Annotated in this window: 21 protein-coding genes and 1 tRNA gene; 13 read left to right on the plus strand and 9 right to left on the minus strand. The window is 65.2% G+C overall.

The features are described 5' to 3' along the window. Positions 1 to 289 (plus strand): alpha-hydroxy-acid oxidizing protein (locus VIR62_RS09900; RefSeq protein WP_431870871.1); only part of this gene is annotated, 289 nt, incomplete at its 5' end. Positions 290 to 371: 82 nt separating this feature from the next. Beyond that, positions 372 to 1,313 carry a TerC/Alx family metal homeostasis membrane protein gene (locus VIR62_RS09905; protein WP_431870873.1) on the plus strand — a complete coding sequence of 314 codons (942 nt, stop codon included), beginning with the start codon at positions 372 to 374 and terminating at the stop codon, positions 1,311 to 1,313. 314 nt (positions 1,314 to 1,627) lie between these two features. Here VIR62_RS09905 and VIR62_RS09910 read toward each other — a convergent pair whose 3' ends face one another. Then, the gene (locus tag VIR62_RS09910) at positions 1,628 to 2,671 is read right to left on the minus strand and encodes a hypothetical protein (protein ID WP_431870875.1); all 1,044 of its coding nucleotides are present in this window, start codon (positions 2,669 to 2,671) and stop codon (positions 1,628 to 1,630) included. A gap of 537 nt (positions 2,672 to 3,208) precedes the next feature. Next, positions 3,209 to 4,186: a LysR family transcriptional regulator gene (locus tag VIR62_RS09915; protein WP_431870877.1), complete on the minus strand. Its 978-nt coding sequence runs from the start codon at positions 4,184 to 4,186 to the stop codon at positions 3,209 to 3,211. 149 nt (positions 4,187 to 4,335) lie between these two features. Between VIR62_RS09915 and VIR62_RS09920 the strand changes: the two genes are divergently transcribed. Further along, positions 4,336 to 4,920, plus strand: coding sequence for a hypothetical protein (locus VIR62_RS09920; RefSeq protein ID WP_431870879.1), 585 nt, complete (start codon positions 4,336 to 4,338; stop codon positions 4,918 to 4,920). Positions 4,921 to 5,425: 505 nt separating this feature from the next. Here the strand turns inward: VIR62_RS09920 and VIR62_RS09925 are convergent. Beyond that, positions 5,426 to 5,512: transfer RNA gene (locus VIR62_RS09925), tRNA-Leu, on the minus strand. A 115-nt stretch (positions 5,513 to 5,627) separates the two neighbouring features. Here VIR62_RS09925 and VIR62_RS09930 point away from each other — a divergent pair. The 6 genes from VIR62_RS09930 (at position 5,628) to VIR62_RS09955 (ending at position 11,439) form a co-directional block, all read left to right on the plus strand. Next, on the plus strand, positions 5,628 to 6,572 hold the full coding sequence (locus tag VIR62_RS09930) for a complex I NDUFA9 subunit family protein (protein WP_431870881.1): 945 nt from the start codon (positions 5,628 to 5,630) through the stop codon (positions 6,570 to 6,572). A gap of 40 nt (positions 6,573 to 6,612) precedes the next feature. Beyond that, the gene (locus VIR62_RS09935) at positions 6,613 to 7,416 is read left to right on the plus strand and encodes an undecaprenyl-diphosphate phosphatase (protein ID WP_431870883.1); all 804 of its coding nucleotides are present in this window, start codon (positions 6,613 to 6,615) and stop codon (positions 7,414 to 7,416) included. 104 nt (positions 7,417 to 7,520) lie between these two features. After that, complete coding sequence (locus VIR62_RS09940; protein WP_431870885.1) at positions 7,521 to 7,961, plus strand: hypothetical protein; 441 nt, start codon at positions 7,521 to 7,523, stop codon at positions 7,959 to 7,961. A gap of 61 nt (positions 7,962 to 8,022) precedes the next feature. Continuing rightward, entirely contained in the window at positions 8,023 to 8,697 is a 675-nt protein-coding gene (locus VIR62_RS09945) for a glutathione S-transferase family protein (protein WP_431870887.1), read from the plus strand. Positions 8,698 to 8,814: 117 nt separating this feature from the next. Beyond that, a complete protein-coding gene (gene lysA, locus VIR62_RS09950) occupies positions 8,815 to 10,080 on the plus strand; it encodes a diaminopimelate decarboxylase (RefSeq protein ID WP_431870889.1) in 1,266 nt (421 codons plus the stop codon). A gap of 48 nt (positions 10,081 to 10,128) precedes the next feature. Then, positions 10,129 to 11,439, plus strand: coding sequence for a M20/M25/M40 family metallo-hydrolase (locus VIR62_RS09955; protein WP_431870891.1), 1,311 nt, complete (start codon positions 10,129 to 10,131; stop codon positions 11,437 to 11,439). Positions 11,440 to 11,547: 108 nt separating this feature from the next. Here the strand turns inward: VIR62_RS09955 and ubiG are convergent, their stop codons facing one another. After that, a complete protein-coding gene (gene ubiG / locus VIR62_RS09960) occupies positions 11,548 to 12,282 on the minus strand; it encodes a bifunctional 2-polyprenyl-6-hydroxyphenol methylase/3-demethylubiquinol 3-O-methyltransferase UbiG (RefSeq protein WP_431870893.1) in 735 nt (244 codons plus the stop codon). 55 nt (positions 12,283 to 12,337) lie between these two features. On the opposite strand from ubiG, the gene VIR62_RS09965 reads away from it, so the two are divergent. The 3 genes from VIR62_RS09965 (at position 12,338) to VIR62_RS09975 (ending at position 15,002) form a co-directional block, all read left to right on the plus strand. Further along, positions 12,338 to 13,579 carry an aspartate kinase gene (locus VIR62_RS09965; protein ID WP_431870895.1) on the plus strand — a complete coding sequence of 414 codons (1,242 nt, stop codon included), beginning with the start codon at positions 12,338 to 12,340 and terminating at the stop codon, positions 13,577 to 13,579. Between the two features lie 44 nt (positions 13,580 to 13,623). Beyond that, on the plus strand, positions 13,624 to 14,616 hold the full coding sequence (locus VIR62_RS09970) for an NAD(P)H-dependent flavin oxidoreductase (protein WP_431870911.1): 993 nt from the start codon (positions 13,624 to 13,626) through the stop codon (positions 14,614 to 14,616). An 86-nt stretch (positions 14,617 to 14,702) separates the two neighbouring features. Next, positions 14,703 to 15,002: a putative quinol monooxygenase gene (locus VIR62_RS09975; RefSeq protein WP_431870897.1), complete on the plus strand. Its 300-nt coding sequence runs from the start codon at positions 14,703 to 14,705 to the stop codon at positions 15,000 to 15,002. Here VIR62_RS09975 and VIR62_RS09980 read toward each other — a convergent pair whose 3' ends face one another. The 5 genes from VIR62_RS09980 to ptsP all read right to left on the minus strand — a co-directional run bounded on the left by VIR62_RS09980 (position 15,003) and on the right by ptsP (position 21,035). Further along, positions 15,003 to 16,148, minus strand: a complete 1,146-nt coding sequence (locus tag VIR62_RS09980) for an alanine racemase (protein ID WP_431870899.1) — start codon at positions 16,146 to 16,148, stop codon at positions 15,003 to 15,005. Positions 16,149 to 16,150: 2 nt separating this feature from the next. Beyond that, the gene (locus tag VIR62_RS09985) at positions 16,151 to 16,708 is read right to left on the minus strand and encodes a hypothetical protein (protein ID WP_431870901.1); all 558 of its coding nucleotides are present in this window, start codon (positions 16,706 to 16,708) and stop codon (positions 16,151 to 16,153) included. A gap of 194 nt (positions 16,709 to 16,902) precedes the next feature. Then, positions 16,903 to 17,769, minus strand: a complete 867-nt coding sequence (locus VIR62_RS09990; protein WP_431870903.1) for a tetratricopeptide repeat protein — start codon at positions 17,767 to 17,769, stop codon at positions 16,903 to 16,905. 80 nt (positions 17,770 to 17,849) lie between these two features. Beyond that, positions 17,850 to 18,638 carry a helix-turn-helix domain-containing protein gene (locus VIR62_RS09995; RefSeq protein WP_431870905.1) on the minus strand — a complete coding sequence of 263 codons (789 nt, stop codon included), beginning with the start codon at positions 18,636 to 18,638 and terminating at the stop codon, positions 17,850 to 17,852. 123 nt (positions 18,639 to 18,761) lie between these two features. Continuing rightward, positions 18,762 to 21,035, minus strand: a complete 2,274-nt coding sequence (gene ptsP, locus VIR62_RS10000; protein ID WP_431870907.1) for a phosphoenolpyruvate--protein phosphotransferase — start codon at positions 21,033 to 21,035, stop codon at positions 18,762 to 18,764. An 88-nt stretch (positions 21,036 to 21,123) separates the two neighbouring features. Here ptsP and tilS point away from each other — a divergent pair. Then, positions 21,124 to 21,753, plus strand: a 630-nt coding sequence (gene tilS, locus VIR62_RS10005; protein ID WP_431870909.1) for a tRNA lysidine(34) synthetase TilS, incomplete at its 3' end; no start/stop codon positions are given.

Below are 21,753 nucleotides of genomic sequence, written 5' to 3' on the forward strand. Positions count from 1 at the left end.
CCCGCTGGACATGCTGCCGGCGGCGCGCGCGGCGGGGGGCGCGGACTTTCCCCTACTCGTCGACGGCGGCGTCCGCAGTGGCGGCGACATCATCAAGGCGATCGCGCTCGGCGCCGATGCCGTGCTGGTCGGCCGCGCCACTCTTTACGGCGTCGCCGCGGCCGGCGAGGCGGGCGTCACCCGCGCCATCGAAATTCTGCGCGACGAAGCCGATCTCACCCTCGCGCTGCTCGGATGCGCGCGCATCGGCGAGGTAGACCGGGGGCTTCTCGTCGAGGAGCCACGCTGATCGTCATTCCGAATAAGCCGTCGTCGAAACCCAAGCGCCCCCGCCTCCGTTCTTCCGCCATCGGACAGGAGAAAAGGATCGCATGACCCAGGCCTGGCTGTGGGCCGGCTTCGCCGTGCTGGTGATCGGCATTCTCGCTTTCGACCTCGGCGTCGCCGGTCGCGGCAAGCATGAGATCAGCACGCGCCGGGCGCTGACCATGGTCGGCGCCTATGCCGCCTTCGCACTGGGCTTCGGCGGCGCTGTCTTCGTTACGATGGGCGCCGATCCGGCGATGGAATATGTGACCGCCTGGCTGCTCGAACAGAGCCTAAGCCTCGACAACATCTTCGTCTGGGTGCTGATCTTCCAGCATTTCAAGATCGAGGACGACGCCCAGCAGCGGGTGCTCTTCTGGGGCATCATGGGGGCGATGGCGCTGCGCGGCATCTTCATCTTCGCGGGCGCCGCGCTCATCAACGCCTTCGAATGGCTGCTCTACCTTTTCGGCGCGCTGGTGATCGTGAGCGGCATCCGGCTCCTTTTGAAGAAGGATTCGAGCAAGAATATCGGCGACAGCAAGCTGCTGCGCCTGCTGAGACGTCGGCTGAAGGTTGTGGAAGACAGCCAGGACGAAAGCTTCTTCGTCCGCCGGGAGGGCAAACTCCGCGTCACCCAGCTGTTCCTAGCGCTGATCGTTATCGAGGCTACCGATCTGGTCTTCGCCCTCGACAGCATCCCCGCCATTTTCGGCGTCACGCGCGACACGCTGATCGTCTACACGTCGAACATCTTCGCTGTGCTCGGCCTTCGCGCCCTCTATTTCGCCATAGCGGGGTTGGTCGAGCACCTTCGCTACATGCGCTACGGCCTCGCCCTGCTGCTCGTCCTAATCGGCGCCAAGATGATTGGCGGCCACTTCGTCACCATACCGGTTTGGCTGACCCTCCTCGCGACCGTCGGCATCATCGGCGGCACCATCTCTATCTCGCTGATGACCAGGCATCGCCAGGAGGAAATAAGCACCTCTTCCGGCTTGTCGTGAAAGAAGATTGGCTGGGACCGAGGAGAAGCAGAATCCGCACGCGACCTTCTTAGTGACTGACTTCAGGACGTTCCCGAACTCCATTAGCTCTCCTGTGATGGCCTCGTGACAGGCCCAAGCTCACAGGCTCAAGCTCACAGGCTCAAGCTCATGGCAAAGAACCTGTGGACATCCCTGGATGTCAGGCAAGGCATCGAATGACGAAGAGTGGCCGAAAGCAGCCCGACAGGTTTCGAAAGACAATGTCGAAAAGCAGGCGCTCACGTACGCAACCGGCCTACCGGTTATACCACCTGACGATTCCGGAGCCGGTCTTAGGCCAGATCGCGCGCCACGCGGATTGTCTGCTGTTCACGGGCCGGCGACCAGTTGATCTGCGGCGCCGGTCCCCTGATTGCGAGAAGCGGTGCTGCCGGAGCGTCGATATCGGCGTTTATAATATCGAGCGTCAGTGGGATGCTTGTCTCGATAAGGAAAACCGGCGCAGCGTTATCGGCACCTGCACGGACGATGGGTCGGTCGATCACGAACCTGCCCGCCGCGCCATGGAAGGAGAAATGGGCCGCGCCACCAGTGCCGCCGCGCCATTTGGGATCCTCGCTGTGGCAGCTGCTTAGCTTGCCCTTGCTCCACAAGCGGTAATTGCGCTTGTTGCCGCGCGAGACGCAGTTTTCGAGAAACATGTCCGCGGATTTCAAATCGAAGCCGCCATCGGTGCAATCCGTCGCGGTACAGGACAGATAGCGGATCGCACGATTGCCTCGCTCATCGGAGAAGCCGTCGCCGTTCCAGTAGCTCGTGTTCGGTCGGTTGGTCTCGCGAAAGCCATGCGCCTCCACCCTTTGATAGGTGATGTCATGCGCCTGATCGTCCAGCTGGAAACCAACGCAGTAAAGGTCGCCCTGCGCGCTGCCGGACGCGACGACGTCCTCAATTGTGCCGTGGTGCGAACCGTAGCGGATACGCGTCATTCCGCGATCCAGTTCGCGCGCAACGATGCGCCGAAGCGCAAAATTGCTGAGCACAGCCGGATTTGCCGTAACCGACGACGTGTCCTCCAGAAAACGGTAGAGATTGTCACCGTCGCAATCCTCAATCACCAGATTGTCGGTCGGGACGTTCACGCGAATCGCACCGTTGCCGAGATTGAGAAAGTGGCAGTTGCGGACCAGCATGCCCGATTTGGCACGAAATCCCTCGCCACCTTCACCGCCGGTGCCCGTAAGACTCCTTGCACCGCTGAAGGTGCGCCCCTCGATCAACAGGGTGCCTGTGGATTGGGCATTCAGAGCGCCGGGGAGTATTGGAGCAAATACTGCCGCAGCGAGGAGATCCCGGCGTGACACAGATTCCATCATAGGTCGCATCCCTGGCAGCATTTTATTTATGGGGCACGTTGGTATCGACGAGATGATGTCAAGCAACGTCAAACACGGTGACGCGTGGGAAAATAACCATCAATCGGGCTTTAGCGTAATCATCGGCCAATGCGCGGAAGCGCCTATCTGCAAGATCAAAAGGGTCGTCTTGGTTCTCAGGAGTCCTCTATGGGGACGCCCGAAACCGGCGGCTTTCCGGTTCTTGAGAATGGTGCCAGGAGAGAACTCACACTCTCCAGCTAAGATTTTGATATTAAATTCAATATCTTGAGTGACTTTTTCGGTGGCCCGTTTTGTGGCCCGCCACCGCGATCGTAGGCATGGTTCGAGTGCTGTTGGCCCGGCGGCATCGTTATCCGACAGTGTATCAAATTGCCTCAGGTCGATCTGGCAAGCATCGATCGTGAAGTGGTCCCGGCAGTCCCAAAACCCAGGTTGTGTTCGCAGACGCTCGACTGCCGCTTGTACCGTCGCCCCTGATAACTAAGCGCCGATGAACTTCACGCGCTGCGCGCGCTAGGCGAGCGCCATGATCTGCTGACCGACCACAATTGTTTCGCCGGTTCCTGCCGGTAGCCGGGTCGCCGGCCAAGGATAGCGACGCGCTTCCTGGACGAACGCTCCGACAGCAGGCGAATGCGGGCGGCCGCGCACCGTGGTCAGATAGATTGTCCGATTGAAGCTCGGATTCACTAGCGGACGAACTACGAGGTCGGGATCCGTCACGCTGAATTCGGGAAAGAAGCCGTATCCCAGGCCTGCTTTCACCATGCCCTGAACCCAATCATCGCGCGGCGAGCTAAACACTTTCCGTAGGGAAATGCCCCTCCTATCCAGCTCCTTTTGAACTAGCTCGAACACCTCGCAATTGGACCGGTTGACGTACGGTTCCTTGTCGAGTTCGGTCGCCGGGATCTCGTCGAAGGCGACTAGGCGGTGGTTCGGCGGCAGCAGGATGAGGAATCGTTCTTCGAAAATCGGCAATTGGTGGAGCGATCCAGCAAGCTCTCCGGGGACACCGACAATCGCAACTTCGAGGTCGCCCTTCTCCAGCATCTCGATCATCTGCGGACCTCCCGCATCTATGATCTGAACTTCGACGCCGGGGTGTTGAGTCCGGAACTGCACCAGCAATTCCGAGATGAGTTGCGGCCCGATCGTGCACATCGATCCGATGGTCAGTGTCGCGCGCTCAAGCTTCTTGACCGCCCTTGCCTGGTCGCGCGCGGCGCGGCAGCTTTCCTCGACGGACCGCAGGTAGGGCAGCATCATACGGCCAAGCTCGGAAAGGTGCGTGTTGCTCCGCTCCCGGTGGAACAGCGGACCGCCCAACTCGTGCTCCAGCTGCTGGATCGCACGCGTGAGCGCCGGCTGGCTGACGTTGCATCGCTCGGCGGCGCGCGTGAAGTTGAGCGTCCCCGCGAGCGCCACGAAGTACCGGACCTGCTGCATTTCCATAAGCAGCTCCAAGCATCCGATCGCAAAACGCGCCATTACACCTTGGCGACAAGCCCGGCCACCGCAATTATGCGCATCCTGTATCAAACCCATGCCCGTTCGCGCCCCAGCGCTAGTGACCTTGATCCCTACCTTTCCGCTATCATGACCATGCGACACCGGCATTGGAGGTTAACGCTCCACCCATGCGAAAAGCACCTGCAAACGACTTGCAAGCAGGTGCTGAAATGGAACGGAAACAAGCAACCCAAATGATCTTCGAGATGCAAGAGTTCGCGGCCCTCAGCGCGGCGGAGCAGCGCTTCATTTGCCGGTCGCTGGACGTCGCAGCGTGGGGTGCCGACGCGACCACGCTTTGGTCCCGCAGTCCCATCGAAACGGCAAGCATCAAGGCGCAGAACAAGCTCTATCGCACGTTGCTCGAAGTGATCCGCAACAGCATTCCCGACGACTTCGACATCAATGCGATGACCGAGATTATTGGGTTGCTGATCACCATTTCGGCCTTCGATCTCGGCGAGGGCAAGATTGAATGCTTCTCCGCATACCACTTTCTGTATGAGCGGCTGCTCGGGCCTTCGGTGCGCCCGTGGCTGCCGAGCGCGTTCGTCGGAGCGGCGAGCTTGCCTTATCTCCACCCAAGTCTTCGGAAGGCGCTGCTCAGTTCGATCACTGCGGGCGAGATGGCGGCGATTGACTGGTCCAACTTCGATCCCGTTTTCTTTCCCGAGTGGGTCGACGAGGTCGAGATTACCCCATCTCAGCCATGAGTGTCAGGCGGACGGCCCCGCCTTGATCAGCGCGTGAACGCTCCGCCGCAAGGTCGCGGCCCTATCTTCCGAAAACGCCGGTGGCGTGCGCCTCGCGCATTACGAGGATACCATCTTATTTGTAGGCGACGGACAACAGCTCATCGAGTGGGTCCTAGCCGCCATCCGTATTGTAAAGGCTTTCGGCGACAATCCATGGACGGCTGGCGCAACCCTTCGCACGCCAGGCGCGCGAGCGATGAAATCGGCCTCAAACTTTTGGCGGCGCCCATCGGCAGTGTCCGCAATGGGTTGCGGACCGTGCACTGTGGATGGCTCCCGCGTTGCAAGGGTGATTTGAGGTTTTGGCGGTAACTGAGGAGTCCTGTTTTGCGGTCCCGTTCCAGATAATCCACAGATGCTCCCATCTGAGTCGCCCCTTGCACCTTGGTTTTGCACCTTCGGAGCAACTCTAAGCATCGGATATCTGGGGTTTCTCTGTCGTTTCAAGCACTTTGATTGTGCTTGGTGCCCAGGAGAGGACTCGAACCTCCACGCCCTTGCGAGCGCCAGCACCTGAAGCTGGTGCGTCTACCAATTCCGCCACCTGGGCACAGAGACAAAACGTGCGGTAGGCGGCGCGCTTAGCGGGGGCCATGCGCGCTTGTCAACGACTAGCCAAGCGGGCATTGGGGGCGCGACTTTTTCGAGGGCGAATTTTCAGAACGATGGTGCAGAAACTCGATCGGCTGGTAACCCTGTTCGGCGGCGGCGGCTTCATCGGCCGCTACGTCGCCCAGGCGCTTTACCGGACCGGCGTTCGCGTCCGCGTCGCGCAGCGCAATCCCGGCCAGGCCTTTTTCCTGAAACCCCTGGGTGGGCTCGGCCAGACCCAGTTCGTCGCCTGCGATATCACGAAGCCCGATCAGGTCGCGGCGGCGATCAGGGGCAGCGATGCGGTCGTGAACCTGGTCGGCGTGTTCAAGAATCCCTATGCCGTCAATGTCGGCGGCGCTCGCAACATCGCCGAGGCCGCGAGGGATGCCGGCGTCCATGCTCTCGTCCATTTCTCTGCCATCGGCGCCGATCCGTCGGCCAAGTCGGACTATGGCCGCAGCAAGGGCGAGGGCGAGGAGGCCGTGCGCGCCGCCTTCCCCGGCGCCACTATCGTCCGGCCGTCGATCGTGTTCGGCCAGGAAGACAATTTCGTGAACCGCTTCGCCAGCCTCGCGCGGATGCTGCCGATCCTGCCGGTGATCCGGGGCGACGCCAAATTCCAGCCGGTCTATGTCGCCGATGTCGGCCGCGCGGTCGCGGCCGCCGCGCTCGATCCCGGCGCCCATGGCGGCAAGACCTATGAGCTGGGCGGCCCCGAAGTGCTGACCATGCGCGCGCTCAACCAGCGCATCAGCGAGGCGACGGGGCACAGGCGGACCCTGGTCGATGTGCCGGACGCCGCCGCGTCGATGATGGCCGGGCTGTTCGGCTGGCTGCCCGGCGCGCCGATGACCTGGGACCAGTGGCTGATGCTGCAGCACGACAATGTCGTCTCGCCGGGCGCCAAGGGCCTCAAAGAGCTCGGCGTCACGCCGACTCCGCTCGCCGCCGTCGCCGAAGGCTGGCTCACCTCCTACCGCCGCCACGGCCGCTTCGCGGTCAAGTCGCCCTACTGAGCGCGACCCGCACCTCCTCTGCCTCGATTGACGGATTAAAATGGAAGCCTCCCTCCTCACTATCATCTTGCTCGGCATCGTCGAGGGACTGACCGAGTTCATCCCCGTCTCCTCGACCGGCCACCTAGTTCTGGCGGGCGAGCTGCTGGGCTTCGATTCAGCGGCCGCGGGCACGTTCGAGATCGTCATCCAGCTGGGCGCGATCCTGGCCGTCATCGTGCTCTACTGGCGGCGCTTCTGGGACGTGTTCGTGGGGCTTGGCCGGAGGGACCTGGATTCGATCGCCTTCACCCGCAACATCGCGCTGGGCTTCCTGCCTTCGGCCGTGGTCGGTCTCATCGTCTACGACGCGGTGAAGGCGATGCTCGACGAGCCGATCATCGTCGCGGTCGCGCTGATCCTGGGCGGCATCGCCATCCTCGTCCTGGAGCGCTGGAACCGCCACCCGACGACGCCGAGCGTCGAGGCGATGAGTTGGAAGACTGCGCTCGGCATCGGCCTTATCCAGTGCCTGTCGATGATCCCGGGCGTCAGCCGCTCGGGCGCCACGATCATGGGCGCCATCGGCCTCGGCGTCGAACGGAAGAGCGCGGCCGAGTTCAGCTTCTTCGTCGCGGTCCCGACCATGCTCGCCGCCTCGGGCTACGACCTCCTGAAGTCCGGTGCCGAATTGGGCCAGGGTGCCTGGGCGACGATCGCCGTCGGCTTCGTCGTGTCCTTCGTGGTCGCGCTGCTGGTCATCAAATGGTTCATCGGCATCGTCTCCCGCCACGGCTTCGCTCCCTTCGCCTGGTACCGCATCGTCGTCGGCGGCGCGGCCCTCGCCTGGCTGCTGGCGCGCTAGTCACCGCCCTTCATTCAGCAAAGCGTCACCGCATCGGCTATAAGGGAGCAACCGAGTCGCTCCGTCGCGCGTTGAATCGCGCCTTGTGCTTGAGGAGGTCCGTCTTGCGTAACTATCTGATCGCCGCCGCCGCGCTTGCGTGCGCCGCTCCCGCTTTCGCGCAGCCCTACCCCTATCCGGAGGCGGGCGAGGAGGTTGCGCGCGAGCTTCCCTCGACCCATGAGATCGAGACGATGGGCGTGGCCATGGATCGGATGGTCGGCGCGGTCATGGACATGCCGATCGGCGGGATCGTCGAGGCGATGGATCCGTACCGCGACCCGCGCGACGCCGATCGCTACCAGACCGTCCGCGACATGGCGACGCGCGACGATCCCTATGCCGAGGAGCGGATGCGCGGCTCTATCGGCGCGATCACCGACAATATGGCACTGATGACCGAAAAGCTCGCCGTGCTGATCCCGGTGCTCAGTCGGTCGATGATCGACCTCGAACGCCGCATGGATGAGGCGATGCGCCCCTACGATTACGATTGGGACGACTAGGCCCGATTCCCTGCTTCTAAGCTGTGGACGCGAGGGCGTGCGGCGTTATTAGTCGCGGGCCATGTGGCAGCTCTTCCAATTCCCGCTTTGTCCATTCTCCCGCAAGGTCCGGCTGATGCTGGGCGAGAAGGGCGTCGCGCATGAGCTCGTCCGGGAATCGCCCTGGCTGAAGCGGGACGAGTTCATTGACATGAATCCGGCCGGCCAGACGCCCGTGCTGGTCGAGGATGCCAAGGGCACGGTTCTCATCGATTCCAACGCCATCTGCGAATATTTCGAGGAGACGATCGACCGCGCGCCGATGATACCCGGCACGGCGGTCAACCGCGCCGAGGTGCGCCGCCTCGTCGCCTGGTTCGACGGCCGGCTCTATGGCGAGGTGGTCGGGCCGCTGCTCGAGGAGCGGATGAGAAAGCGTCTCGTCAATCGCGATCCGCCCGACACGCGCGTGCTTCGCGAAGCGATGAAGGTTGCCAACAATCATCTCGACTATATCGACTATCTGCTCGACCACCGGCGTTGGTTGGCGGGATCCGTGCTGAGCCTGGCCGACCTCACCGCTGCCGCGCATCTCTCGGTCGCCGACTATCTCGGCGGCATCGACTGGCGCGGACACAAGCAGACCACCGATTGGTATGCGGTGATGAAGTCGCGGCCGAGCTTCCGCCCCTTCCTTGGCGAGCGCATGGAGGTGATCGCGCCCCCCGCGCATTACGACAAGGTGGATTTCTTCTGACCCTCTGAGCGTCACCCCGGACTTGATCCGGGGCCCAAGAACACCGACGGATGCGATGGGCACAGACCGGTGGTCATGGATGCCGGATCAAGTCCGGCATGACGAAATGGGAGCGAGATGGATCATTTCCAGCTGAGGGACGGCATCGTCCATTGCGAGAACGTCCCGCTCCCGCGGATCGCCGAGGCGGTTGGGACACCCGTCTACGTCTATTCATCGGCCACCATGCGCCGCCATGCGCGGGTGTTCCGCGAGGCGCTTCAGCCGCTGACGAATCCGCTCGTCGCTTATGCGGTCAAGGCCAACCCCAACGCCGCCGTGCTCGCCACCTTGGCCCGGGAAGGGCTGGGCGCGGATGTCGTCTCGGGCGGCGAATATGCCCGTGCTCGCGCGGCCGGCACGGATGCGAACAAGATCGTCTTTTCCGGCGTGGGCAAAACGGCCGACGAGATGAAGCGCGCGCTCGCGGGCGGGCTTTGCCAGTTCAACCTGGAATCGATCGAGGAAGCGCGGATGCTGTCGGACGTGGCGCGGTCGCTCGGCCAAAAGGCGCCCGCCGCCTTTCGCATCAACCCCGACGTCGAGGCGGGTTCCCACGCCAAAATCTCGACCGGCGCCGCGCACAACAAGTTCGGCCTTCCCATCGCCGATGCGCTCGAAGCCTATCGGCAAGGGCGCGGGCTTCCCGGCCTCGCCGTGCGAGGCGTTGCCGTTCATATCGGCAGCCAGCTGACCAGCCTCGACCCGCTCGAACGGGCCTTCACAAAAATCGGCGAACTGATCCGCGCGCTCCGCGCCGATGGGCATACTATCGCGACCGCCGATTTGGGTGGCGGCCTAGGCGTTCCCTATAACCCCGCCCAGCCGCCGCCACCGAGCCCCGCCGATTATGGCGCGATGGTCCGTCGCGTGACGGAAGGCTGGGATGTGCGCCTCATCTTCGAGCCAGGCCGCCTCATCGTCGGCAATGCCGGCGTGCTGCTGACTCGGGTGATTCGGGTGAAGCCCGGCCTTCTCCATCCCTTCGTCATCGTCGATGCGGCGATGAACGACCTGATGCGGCCCAGCCTTTACGATGCCTGGCACGCCATCGAAGCGGTGGTGCCCGCCGGCGAGCGCCGGGTCGCCAATGTCGTCGGGCCGGTCTGCGAGACGGGCGACACCTTCGCCACCGCCCGCCACATGGACCGGGTGGAGGCGGACGACCTCCTCTTCTTCCGCACCGCCGGCGCATATGCCGCCACCATGGCGAGCACCTACAATAGCCGTCCGCTGACACCGGAAGTGCTGGTCGACGGCGACCAATGGGCGGTGGTCCGCGCGCGCCTCGACGTCGAGGCGCTCATAGCGGCCGACAGCATACCGTACTGGCTGCAGCCTTGACCCTGTCGTGACGAACCCGGCATGAAAGGCACTCAGCCGGAGATTGCCATGAAGTTCCTCGCGTTCCTGTCGTTTCTCTTCGTCGCCCTTCCGGCCGCCGCCCAAACCGGCCTCGGCCAGGATGAGCAACAGATCGTCCAGGCGGTCGACGCGGAGCGCGAGCGCACCATCGAGCTACTGGAGCGGCTGGTGAACCAGAATAGCGGTTCGTTGAACCTTGCCGGCGTCGAAGCGGTCGGAAAGACGGTGCGCGCGGAGCTGGAGCCGCTCGGCTTCGACGTCCAGTGGGTCGACATGCGCGAGACCGGACGCGCCGGCCATATCGTCGCCACCCACAAGGGCAGCGGGAAGGGCAAGCGCATGCTCCTCATCGGCCATCTCGACACGGTGTTCGAGCCGGACTCGCCCTTTCAGGGATTCACCCGGGAAGGCGAGCGCGCCGTCGGCCCCGGCATCGGCGACGACAAGGGCGGCGTTGCCGTCATCGTCGCGGCGCTGCGGGCGATGGAGGAAGCCGGCACCCTGGACGAAGCCGACATCAAAGTCGTCCTCACCGGCGACGAGGAACGCAGCGGCTCGCCGATCGAAGTCGCCCGTCGCGATCTTATAGAGGCGGGCCGCTGGGCCGATGTCGCGCTCGAATTCGAAAATCTCGCCCGCGACGACAAGGGCGTCGAATACGGCACGGTCGCCCGCCGCAGCTCGACCGGCTGGACGCTGACCACGAGCGGTCGCACCGGCCATTCGAGCGGTATCTTCCGCGAGGGCGTCGGCTATGGCGCGATCTACGAGATGGCGCGCATCCTCGACGCCTTCCGCCGCGAGCTGCCCGAGCCCAACCTCACCTACAATGTCGGCGTCATGGCCGGCGGCACCCCCGCCGCGATTGATGATCAAGGCTTCCGCGTCACCGCGTCCGGCAAGACCAACATCATCGCCGAAACCGCCATCGCGCGCGGCGACCTACGCAGTCTCACCCGTGAGCAGGACGCGCGGGTGCGGGCGAAGATGGAGGCGATCGTCGCCCAGCATTTGCCGGAAACCTCGGCAGAGCTCGAGTTCGCCGACCATGGCTATCCGCCGATGGAGCCGACCGAGGGCAACCGCGCCATCCTCGCCAAATTGAACGAGGTGAACCGCGACCTCGGCCTCCCCGAAATGCCCGAATACGACCCCGCCCGGCGCGGCGCCGCCGACAGCAGCTTCGTCGCTGCCGACGTCGACACGCTCGCGGGCCTCGGCGTCGTCGGCGGCAAGGCCCATGCCGAAGGCGAGTGGGTCGACCTCACAAGCCTTCCCCGCCAGGCCAAGCGCGCCGCCATCCTGATGACCCGCTATGCCAGTGAGCCGCGCGACTAAGGCTGCCGCGCTTAAATCGTCATGCCAGCGAAGGCTGGCATCCAAGCTGACTGAGAAGCCGCATGGACCCCAGCCTTCGCTAGGGTGACGGTTGGTGGCTGACGAGATCTACGCTCGCCGCGCCGTCACGAAATAGTCGAGCGACTTGTCGTCCGACAGGCTGAAGCCCCGCGTCGGCGACCAGGCCATGCCGGTGACGTCCAGCACCTCCAGCCCCGCCTCTTCGAGGATCGCGCACAGCTCGTCCGGCGTCAGGAACTTGTCCCAGTCGTGCGTGCCCTTGGGAATACGACCCGTCCCCTCACCCAGCGTGATCATCATCAGTCGCGCGCGAAATGTGCGGTTGGGCGTCGACAGGATCAGGAGCCCGCCCTCGGCCAATCTGGCGGCCAGACCGGAGACGAAGGCGCGCGGCTCCGTTACATGCTCGATCACCTCCATCGAAGTGACGAGATCGAACGAGCCGTCCAGCGTCTCCACTCCACCCACCCGATAGTCGATCGTCAGCCCCTGCCCCTCGGCATGATGGCGCGCCACGGCGATGATCTCCGGCGCCGCGTCGATGGCGGTGATTTCCGCGCCCAGCCGGGCCAGCGGCTCGGCGAGCAATCCTGCTCCCGAGCCCATATCCAACGCTCGCCTGCCCGCAAGGGGCTTGCGGTCATGTTCGTCGAGCTGCCAGTGATGGTCGATCTGGTCGCGTATATAGCCGAGGCGCACCGGGTTCATCTGGTGGAGCAGCGCCGACGAGCCTCTCGGGTCCCACCATTCGGCCGCCATCTTCCCGAAATGGGCCGCTTCCTTGGGGTCGATGGTGCCGACAGGCTCGCTTGCATGTGCCATGGCGCCCCCTTATCAGGCAGGCCCTCCTGATCCCAAGGCTTTTCAAGCGAGACGCATGGCCCGCATCGTCATGAAATTCGGCGGCACCTCGATGGCCGGGATCGAGCGCATCCGTCACGTCGCCAATCTCGTGAAGCGAGAAGCCGAGGCCGGAAATCAGGTTGCCGTCGTGGTCTCCGCGATGGCCGGCGAGACCGACCGCCTCATCCAGTTCTGCCGCGAAGCCTCATTGCTCTACGATCCACGCGAATATGACGTGGTCGTCGCCTCCGGAGAGCAGGTGACGAGCGGCCTTCTCGCCATCACCCTCCAGGGCATGGGCCTCAACGCCCGTTCCTATATGGGCTGGCAGCTCCCCGTCCGCACCAGCGCCGCTCACAGCGCCGCGCTCATCGAAGGCATCGACGTCGACGCGCTCAACCGCGTGTTCGACGGCGGCGGCATCGCCGTCATCCCGGGCTTTCAGGGCGTGGCGGCGGACGGCAGCCTGGCGACGCTGGGCCGCGGCGGCTCCGACACCTCGGCCGTCGCGCTCGCCGCCGCGATGAAGGCCGATCGCTGCGACATCTACACCGACGTCGACGGCGTCTACACGACCGACCCGCGTATCGTCCCGCGCGCGCGAAAGCTCAACGTCATCACCTATGAGGAGATGCTGGAGCTTGCCTCGGTCGGCGCCAAGGTGCTGCAAACCCGCTCCGTCGGCCTTGCCATGCGTGAGAAAATGCCGCTCCGCGTCCTCTCCTCGTTCGAGGATCGCCCCGGTACGATGGTCGTAAGCGATGAGGAACTCGAAGGAATGAACATGGAACGCCAGCTCATCACGGGCATCGCCTACGACAAGAACGAGGCGCGGATCAGCCTCCTCGGCCTCTCCGACAAGCCGGGCACGGTCGCGGCCATCTTCGCGCCGCTCGCCAAGGCCAACGTCAATGTCGACATGATCGTCCAGAGCGTCGCGCGCGAGGGCGAGAAGAGGGATCTCACTTTCACCGTTCCCACCGCCGCCCTGGCCCAGAGCGTCGACACGCTCACCAGGGCGAAGGAGGCAATCGGGTTCGACGAGATCATCACCGACATGAACGTCGTGAAGGTCAGCGCCGTCGGCGTCGGCATGCGCTCCAACGCGGGTATCGCCGCCCGCATGTTCGAGGCGTTGGCCGATCGCGGCATCAACATCCTCGCCATCGCCACCAGCGAGATCAAGGTCTCGGTGCTGATCCCCGAAGAATATACCGAACTCGCCGTCCGTGTCCTCCACACCGCCTACGGCCTCGACGCGGAGACTGAAGCGTGAACGATGCAACCCAATCCGTCGGCCGCGACCGCCTGAAGCGCCTGATGAAGCGCGGCACCGATTTCCTCGGCTGCGAGGTCGCCATCATGGGCGGCGCGATGAGCTGGATTTCGGAGCGCAACCTCGTCTCCGCCATCTCCAACGCTGGCGGCTTCGGCGTCATCGCCTGCGGGGCCATGACGCCGGACCTGCTCGACACCGAGATCGCCGAGACGAAGAAGCGGACGACCCGGCCCTTCGGCGTCAACCTCATCACCATGCATCCCCAGATCATGGAGCTGATCGACGTCTGCAAGAAGCACGACGTCGGGCATGTCGTCTTCGCCGGCGGCCTCCCCCCAGCGGGCGCGATCGACCGGGTCAAGGAGGGCGGGGCGAAACTCGTCTGCTTCGCCCCGGCCCTCGCGCTGGCCAAGAAGCTGATCCGCTCGGGCGTCGACGCCCTGGTGATCGAGGGCATGGAAGCGGGCGGCCATGTCGGCCCGGTCTCCACCTCCGTCCTCGCCCAGGAAATCCTGCCCGAAGTCTCCGCCGACACGCCGGTCTTCGTCGCCGGCGGCATCGGCAAGGGCGGCCTCATCGCCGGCTATCTCGAAATGGGCGCGGTCGGAGTGCAGCTCGGCACGCGCTTCGTCTGCGCCCACGAATGCATCGCCCATCCCAATTTCAAGAAGGCCTTCATCCGCGCCTCCGCCCGCGATGCCGTCACCAGCGTCCAGGTCGACCCGCGCCTCCCCGTCATCCCCGTCCGCGCGCTCCGCAACAAGGAAATGGTCGCCTTCGCCGCCAAGCAGCGCGAGGTCGCCCAGTTGCTCGACGAGGAGGCGATCGAGATGGCCGAGGCCCAGCTCCAGATCGAGCATTATTGGGCCGGGGCGCTGCGGCGGGCGGTCATCGACGGCGACGTGGAATCCGGCTCCGTCATGGCCGGCCAGTCGGTCGGCATGGTGAAAGAAGAAGCCAGTGTCGTCGAAATCATCCGCACGCTTGTCGACGAAGCCGCCCACGCGCTGGAGCGGCGGGCGGCGCACGCGTGATCGGACTAGCCCGCCGTACTTTCATCGCCGGCGCGGCCGCTCTGCTGTCGAGTCCGGCCATCGCGTTGTCAAAAAGGGAGAACGGCATGTACGGCCTGATCGGAAAGATGCGGCCAAAACCCGGCGAACGCGATGCGTTGATCGCGATCCTGCTCGAAGGCGTCGGGGCGATGTCCGGATGCCTCAGCTACATCGTCGCCAGGGACACGGGCGAAGCGGACGCCATCTGGATCACCGAAGTCTGGGACAGCGAGGCGAGCCATAAGGCCTCGCTCCAACTCCCCGCCGTTCAAGCCGCCATCGCCAAAGCCCGCCCGATCCTCGCCGGCTTCGACAGCCATGTCGTCACCCAGCCCGTCGGCGGCCACGGTCTTGCGGGAAGCTAATCACCAACCGTTGCAGCGCCCCCATTGCCGCGCCGCCTCGCCAGCGATTACCTGATAGACGTCATAGGCGGCGGCGGTCATGCAGGCGTGGTTGGGAAGAATCCGAACACGGGCGCCGATCGGCAATATCGAATACAGTGTCGCGGCGGCGGCCTCGTCTGCCGCCGTTATTAGCCCATGCTCCTGGTTCACCTTGCCGACCGTGAGGCCGGGCAGGAGCCGCCCGTCCGCGTCGCACACCGCGCCATAGCCATAGTCCCTCGCCTGCTCGGCCGTGCCATGGTCCTTGGACAGCGCCAGGCCCCCGGCATCGACGATGATCCAGCCTTTGTCCGGCCGATGGCTGATCACCGTCGCCATCACCGAGAGCGCGATATCGTCCAGTGTGCAGACGCCGAGATTGGCCATCACCAGATCCTGGAAGACATAGACGCCCGCCCGCGCCTCAGTGACGCCGGACAGATGCTCCGCGAAGGTCAGGGTCGGCGTCGATCCGACGCTGACGTTCGGGCAGGCAAATCCGCGCGCGCGGAGTTTTTCGGCGGCTTCGACCACGGCCACCCGCTCCTGTTCGGCCATGCGGCGAATGCCATCCTCGTCGATGCAATCATAGGAGCCGCCGGCATGGGTCACCACGCCCCAAAATCGCACGGCCGGCGCGCCCTCGAGGATTTCCGCGATGTCGACGACGCTAGGGTCGTCGGGCTTCAGTCCGGCGCGGCGACCGTCGGAATCGATCTCGATGGCGACGCCCAGCGCGGGAGGAGTCCGCTGGAAATCCGCAACCGCCCTCGCCGCCGCGACGCTGTCCACCAGCACCGTCAGCTTTGCCCCGGTGTTCGCTATCGACCGCGCCCGCTCCAGCTTGGCCGGCGAAACGGACACCGCGTAGAGAATATCGTCGAAGCCGTCGGCGAGGAAATATTCGGCCTCCTTCAAGGTCGAGACCGTGATCGGCCCCGTGCCGCCGAAAATCTTCCGTGCGATCTCGCGACATTTGGCGGTTTTGACATGCGGGCGGAACCGAACGCCATGCCGCCCCGCTACCCCATTCATCCGCTCGATATTCCGATTCAGCCGCGCTTCGTCGACCAGCGCGAAAGGCGTGTCGACGGCGCCGAATGCTTCAGCCGCGATCGTTCCCATCTTCAGCGCCTCTCATTTCCGAGCAAGTCATCAAGGACAGTATCCTGTGTCGGCGGGACCGCGAAGATCTCGACGATCTCCTGCCCTTGTTCGTCCAATAGCCAAGCCACCATCAAATGGTAGCGACGATAAAGTCCGCTGCGGGCATAATCGAGACACGCATCGTCTTGCTTCAGGAGGCTACGATTCTCCTCAAAGTCGAAGTCGCCCGCCTTGGCGACATAATCTGCGTAACCTTCGACAAGCCACTCGGGATGCCATTTCAATAAGCGCCCCAATGCTCGCGATTGCACGATATGGGTCGCTTCATGCGCGACGAAGTAGGAGAGGGACCGCTGGTCCGCATCGGCCAGGGTACCGCGCGGCGGAACGATACGATTGGCGCCGATGTCCGCTTCGCGCAGATAGATGTTTTGGGTCAGCAGCGTATCGGCGACGCCGCCGACCGGCCCCGTATAGAGCCGCATCCGCCAGGGTTCGTTGCAGAAGAATAGCCAGATGGGTGCTTGCGGGTCGTAGAGATGCGAGGTCCGAAGCCGCCGCGTTGCATCGTCCAGCACATGTGTGATCGCCGGATCGATTGGCCGGTCCGACCATATTCGATAATTTCGATATTCGAGCCGGTGCGAACAGCGCCTGTGGATAGACATAGGGTCCGCCAATGGCGAGCAAGGTCAGGAGCAGCCCCGCCGCCGCGAACCGCCACCCCCTTCACCCGCGGATGGAGCCCAAGGGGCGTGACTGATCAGCCGCCTTAGCAGCCCGCCGCCTCCAGCGCTTGCGGCAGCCGCTGTTGAATGAAGTTGCGCATCGTGCCGCCATAGACGTCTTGCAGCTCCGCATAGACCTTGCAGGCGTCGGCCGGCTTCTTGAGCTCCATCAGCGCTTCGCCGAGGAAGAAGAGGCTGTCGGCGGCGCGTTCGCCCTTCGGGTCGTCCTGATAGTTGGCGAGCAGGATCTTGGCGGCGGTGGCGGGCTTGCCGTCGTCGAGCGCGGCCCGGCCGGCCAGGTTGCGGGCATAGCTGGCGCGACGGTGATCGGGATGCTCCTTCGCCATCGCTTCCAGGGCCTTCTGTGCGCCGGCGAAGCGGCCGGCATCCCACAGGCGATAGCCGACGAGGTAGGCATCCTCGGCGGGATCGCCGGTGTCGGGCTGATCGACAGCCGACGGCTCGGCGCGACCCCCCAGCGGCTCATCCTCCTCCGCGACCGCGGCGGGCTCCTCGGCCACCGGGGCACCGGCCTGTTCGAGCGCGTTGAGGCGAAAATCGATGTCGCCCCGATATTTGGTCAGCGCTTCCTCCATCTGGCGGAGGCGATAGGCATTCTCCTCCGCCTGACCGGTCAGCCGCCCAAGCTGGGCCTCCAGGGCGTCAACGCGGGCGGTGAGGTCGGACAGGGCCGTGGAGGCGGGGATGCCGCCGATATCGGCGCCGGTCCGCGGCTGGATCTCGGGCTGGATGATCGGGCCCTGACGTCCGGCCCCGCCCGGAAAGACGATCCGCTGGACCGCCTGCATCTCCTGCTCCAGCCGGTCGAGGCGGCGGTCGAGGCGCTCCTGGGCGGCGGCGGGCATGGCCGCGCCCGCCAGCAGGATGAGGCCGAGAAGATGGATACGCATGAGTGTCTGTCCCCGCTTGGTGATGTCGCTCCGCCTGTATTAGGCGGTCCGCCCTGTCGCCAGCATTAAGCGCCGCGGCGTCAGCGCGTCGGGGCGGGCACCGGCGTCGGCGCCGGCTGAATTCGGGCCATGAGATCCGCCGGGGCGAGGCTCACGTCCGAGATCGTCCGTTCGGCGGGTCCTAGCGGCGGGATTTCGGTGGTGCCGACGGTGACGCGGAGCGCATTGGGTCGGCCGGTGAGGATCTGCGGCCGTTCGGCCGTGGCCGGCACGACGTAGCGCTCACCCGGCGTCATCGTCTTTTCGAGCAGCCGCTCGCCGTCCGTCTCATAGACCCGCAGCCACACTTCCTCGGTCGCGGTGAGCGTAACGGGCCCGGTCGCGACGGGCGCCGCGGTCGGACCGGGAGCCACGCCGGACGTCGGCGGAGCCTCCTGCAGCGGCATTTCGACGCTGGCGACCTCGGCTGGATCGACGTCGGAATCATCGACGGCGCCGCTCCGCCAGACGGCGTAGCCGACGACGAGGAGCAGGGCGATCGCGCCGGCAATGAGCGCCAGCGAGCGCGGCGGCACCCGCGCCGGGTCGGCGGGTTCGTAATAGGCGGTCGGCGCGGCGGGACGATATTGGTTCGCGCCCAACTCCTCGCGCAGCTCGACACCGATCTCGCTGCCATTGAGGCCGACGACATTGGCGTAGGAGCGGGCGAAGCCGATCGAATAGGTGGGCGCGGGCAGCGCGTCCCATTCGCCGTTTTCTATATGCTGGAGGTGCCGTATCGGGATGCGCGTGCGGTTGGCGACATCCTCCAGGCTCATGTCGCAGGCCTCGCGGGCCTTCCTCAATCGTTCGCCAATCGGTGTGGTCATGCGCTCCGGATCCGCTTCACTCATTAAAACATCCCCCAATCGCGGTCTGTTCCGCCGCTTCGCCGATTGATCCAGATCATGTCACAGCACCGGCCGCCCGATGTCAACCGACCCCGGCCGCCCTCACCCTATCGACACGCCATTCTCCTCGGCCCACTCGACGAGCGCCGCGCGCATGTCGTTGGGCGGAGCGGCGAGCAGCGTCTCCATATGCGTCATCATCTGGCCGCGGTCGAGCGACCGGATCATCGCCTTGATCGGCCCGACTGCCGCCGGCGTGATCGACAGCCGCCGGATGCCGAGCCCCACCAGCGCCATCGCTTCGAGCGGCCGCCCGCCCATTTCGCCGCAAACGGCGACCGGCACCTTGTGGTCCCTGGCGACGCCCACCACCCGGCGGATGAATCGCAGGATCGCCGGAGACAGCCAGTCGTAGCGCTCGGCGAGCTTGGGATGCGATCGATCGGCCGCGAACAGGAACTGCGTCAGATCGTTGGTGCCGATCGAAAGGAAGTCGATCCTGGGCAGCAGGATGTCGAGGGCCTCGGCCAGCGCCGGCACCTCGAGCATCGCCCCGTAATTGATCTTGTAGGGCGTCAGCTTCTTCCTGGCGGCGAGCCATTCGCGCTGCTCCTCGACCAGCGCCTTCGCCGCATCGAACTCCCAGGGCTCCGAGATCATCGGGAACATGATGTAGATTTCGCGGCCCGCGCCCGCCTCCAGCAATGCCCGCGCCTGCGTCTTCATCAGCGCCGAGCGGTCGAGCGACAGGCGCAGTGCCCGCCAGCCCATCGCCGGATTCTCCTCCTCCTGATCCTCCGTCCTGAGATACGGCAGCGCCTTGTCGCCGCCGATATCGAGCGTGCGGAACACGACCAGCTTGCCGTCCGCGGCGTCGAGCACTGCCTTGTAGAGCCGCTGCTGCGCCTCGCGCCTGGGCAGGGTCGCCGAGACCAGGAACTGGAACTCGGTGCGGAACAGGCCGATCGCGTCGGCGCCGGTCGTCTCCAGCGCCTCGACATCGTCGCGCAGCCCGGCGTTGATCGCGACCGTCAGTCGCTCGCCGTCGAGCGTGATCGATTCCAGGGACTTGAAGGCGGCGAGATCGGCGCGCTGCTTCTGCCGCGCCAGCAGCTTGGCGTCGAACGCCTCGCCGATCGGCCCGGTCGGGCGGACATGGACGACGCCCTCGTCGCCGTCGAGTAGCAGCTCGTCGCCCTCAGTGATCATCTGCCGCACGTCGCGCACCCGCCCGATCATCGGCACGCCCATCGCCCGCGCGACGATGGTGACATGAGCGGTCAGCGAACCCTCCTCCAGGATCACGCCCTTGAGCCGCCGCCGGTCATATTCGAGCAGCTCCGCCGGCCCCAGATTGCGCGCGACCAGGATCGCGTCCTGCTGGAGCCCCATCTGCGCCGCCGTCCCCAGCCGCCCCGAAACGATGCGCAAGAGCCGGTTGGCGAGGTCGTCGAGGTCGTGCATCCGCTCGGCGAGCAGCGGGTCGTTGATCTCGCGCATCCGCATCCGCGTCCTTTGCTGGACGCGCTCGATCGCCGCTTCGGCCGTCAGCCCGCTGTCGATCGCCTCGTTGATCCGCCGCGACCAGCCCTCGTCATAGGCGAACATCTTGTAGGTTTCTAGAATCTCCTGATGCTCGCCCGCGGTGCCGAATTCGGGCGCGCTGGTCATCGTGTCGATCTGCTCGCGCATCTTCCTGAAGGCGGAATAGACGCGGTGCCGCTCGGCCTCGATATCCTCGGCGACGGTATGCTCGATGAGGATGCGCGGCTGGTGATAGACCGCGACGCCTCGCGCCATGCCGAGCACCAGCTTGAGGCCCGGCAGCCGCGCCGAACCCGCGTCCCGGGTCGTCTCGGTGGCGGCCCCCGCCTTGTCGGCCAGCCCTGCTCCGGCGATCAGCTCGGCGAGCACCATCGCCACCGTCTGCAGTGCCTCGATCTCGACGTCGTCGTAGCGCCGGGGCTCAGCATGCTGGACCGCGACCACGCCGATCGCCCGCTCGCGCCTGACGATCGGCACGCCCGCGAAGCTGTGGTACAGTTCCTCGCCCGTCTCCGGCCGATAGGCGAATTCGGGATGGCTGGTCGCCTCGTCGAGGTTCAGTAACGAGACGTCGCGGGCGATCGTTCCGACCAGCCCCTCGCCCATGGCGAGCTTGGTCACATGCACCGCGCTCTGGTTGAGCCCGACCGTCGCGTAGAGCTCGAGCAGCCCGTCGCGCAGCAGATAGATGGAGCACACCTCGCTCGCCATCGCCTCGGCGATGATCTTCACCACCTTGTTGAGCTTCGCCTGCGCGCCCGAGCGCGAGGCCATCACGTCATGAAGGCCGGTCAGAATCTCGCGGGCAGAGGACGTGGAGGCCGTCGGCATGGCGCGGCGCTACCAGAAACCGCGCCCCCTTCCAATGGCGTGAAGTCTGGCCTTCGTTGTTTCTATCAAATCACGCTAAGGAACGCAGATGAGACCGGCCCCGGAAACCGTTGCCCGCTTCCGACGTGACGTCGAATACTTCGACGGTGGCCCGCCTGAACGCCTCGGCGTCGCCGTGTCCGGCGGTTCCGACAGCCTCGCCCTGCTCCTCCTCGCCCACGCCGCCCTTCCCGGTTGCGTCGAGGCCGCGACCGTCGATCATGGCCTTCGCCCCGAAAGCCGCGACGAGGCGCTTTATGTGGGGGAGATTTGCGCCGGCCTTGATTGCCCCCATGCGATCCTCCCCGTCGCCGTGCCGGACGGCCCGGCCGGGCTCCAGGCCGAGGCGCGGCGCGTCCGCTACGACGCGCTGGCGCATTGGGCGGCGGAGCGGGGGATCGGCGCTATCGCCACCGCCCATCATGCCGACGACCAGGCCGAGACGCTGCTGATGCGCCTCCAGCGCGGCTCGGGAATCGCCGGTCTCTCCGGCATCCGCGCCATTCGGCACGAAGGCGATCTCGCCATTGTCCGCCCCCTGCTCGGCTGGACGAAGGCCGAGCTGGTCGAGATCGTCCGCGAGGCGGGAATCGAGCCGGTCGACGACCCCAGCAACCGCGATCCCCGCTTCGATCGCGCCCGGCTACGCGGCCGCCTGGCCGACCTGCCCTGGCTGGAG

The sequence above is a fragment of the Allosphingosinicella sp. genome (genome assembly GCF_036570505.1).
Taxonomy (GTDB): domain Bacteria; phylum Pseudomonadota; class Alphaproteobacteria; order Sphingomonadales; family Sphingomonadaceae; genus Allosphingosinicella.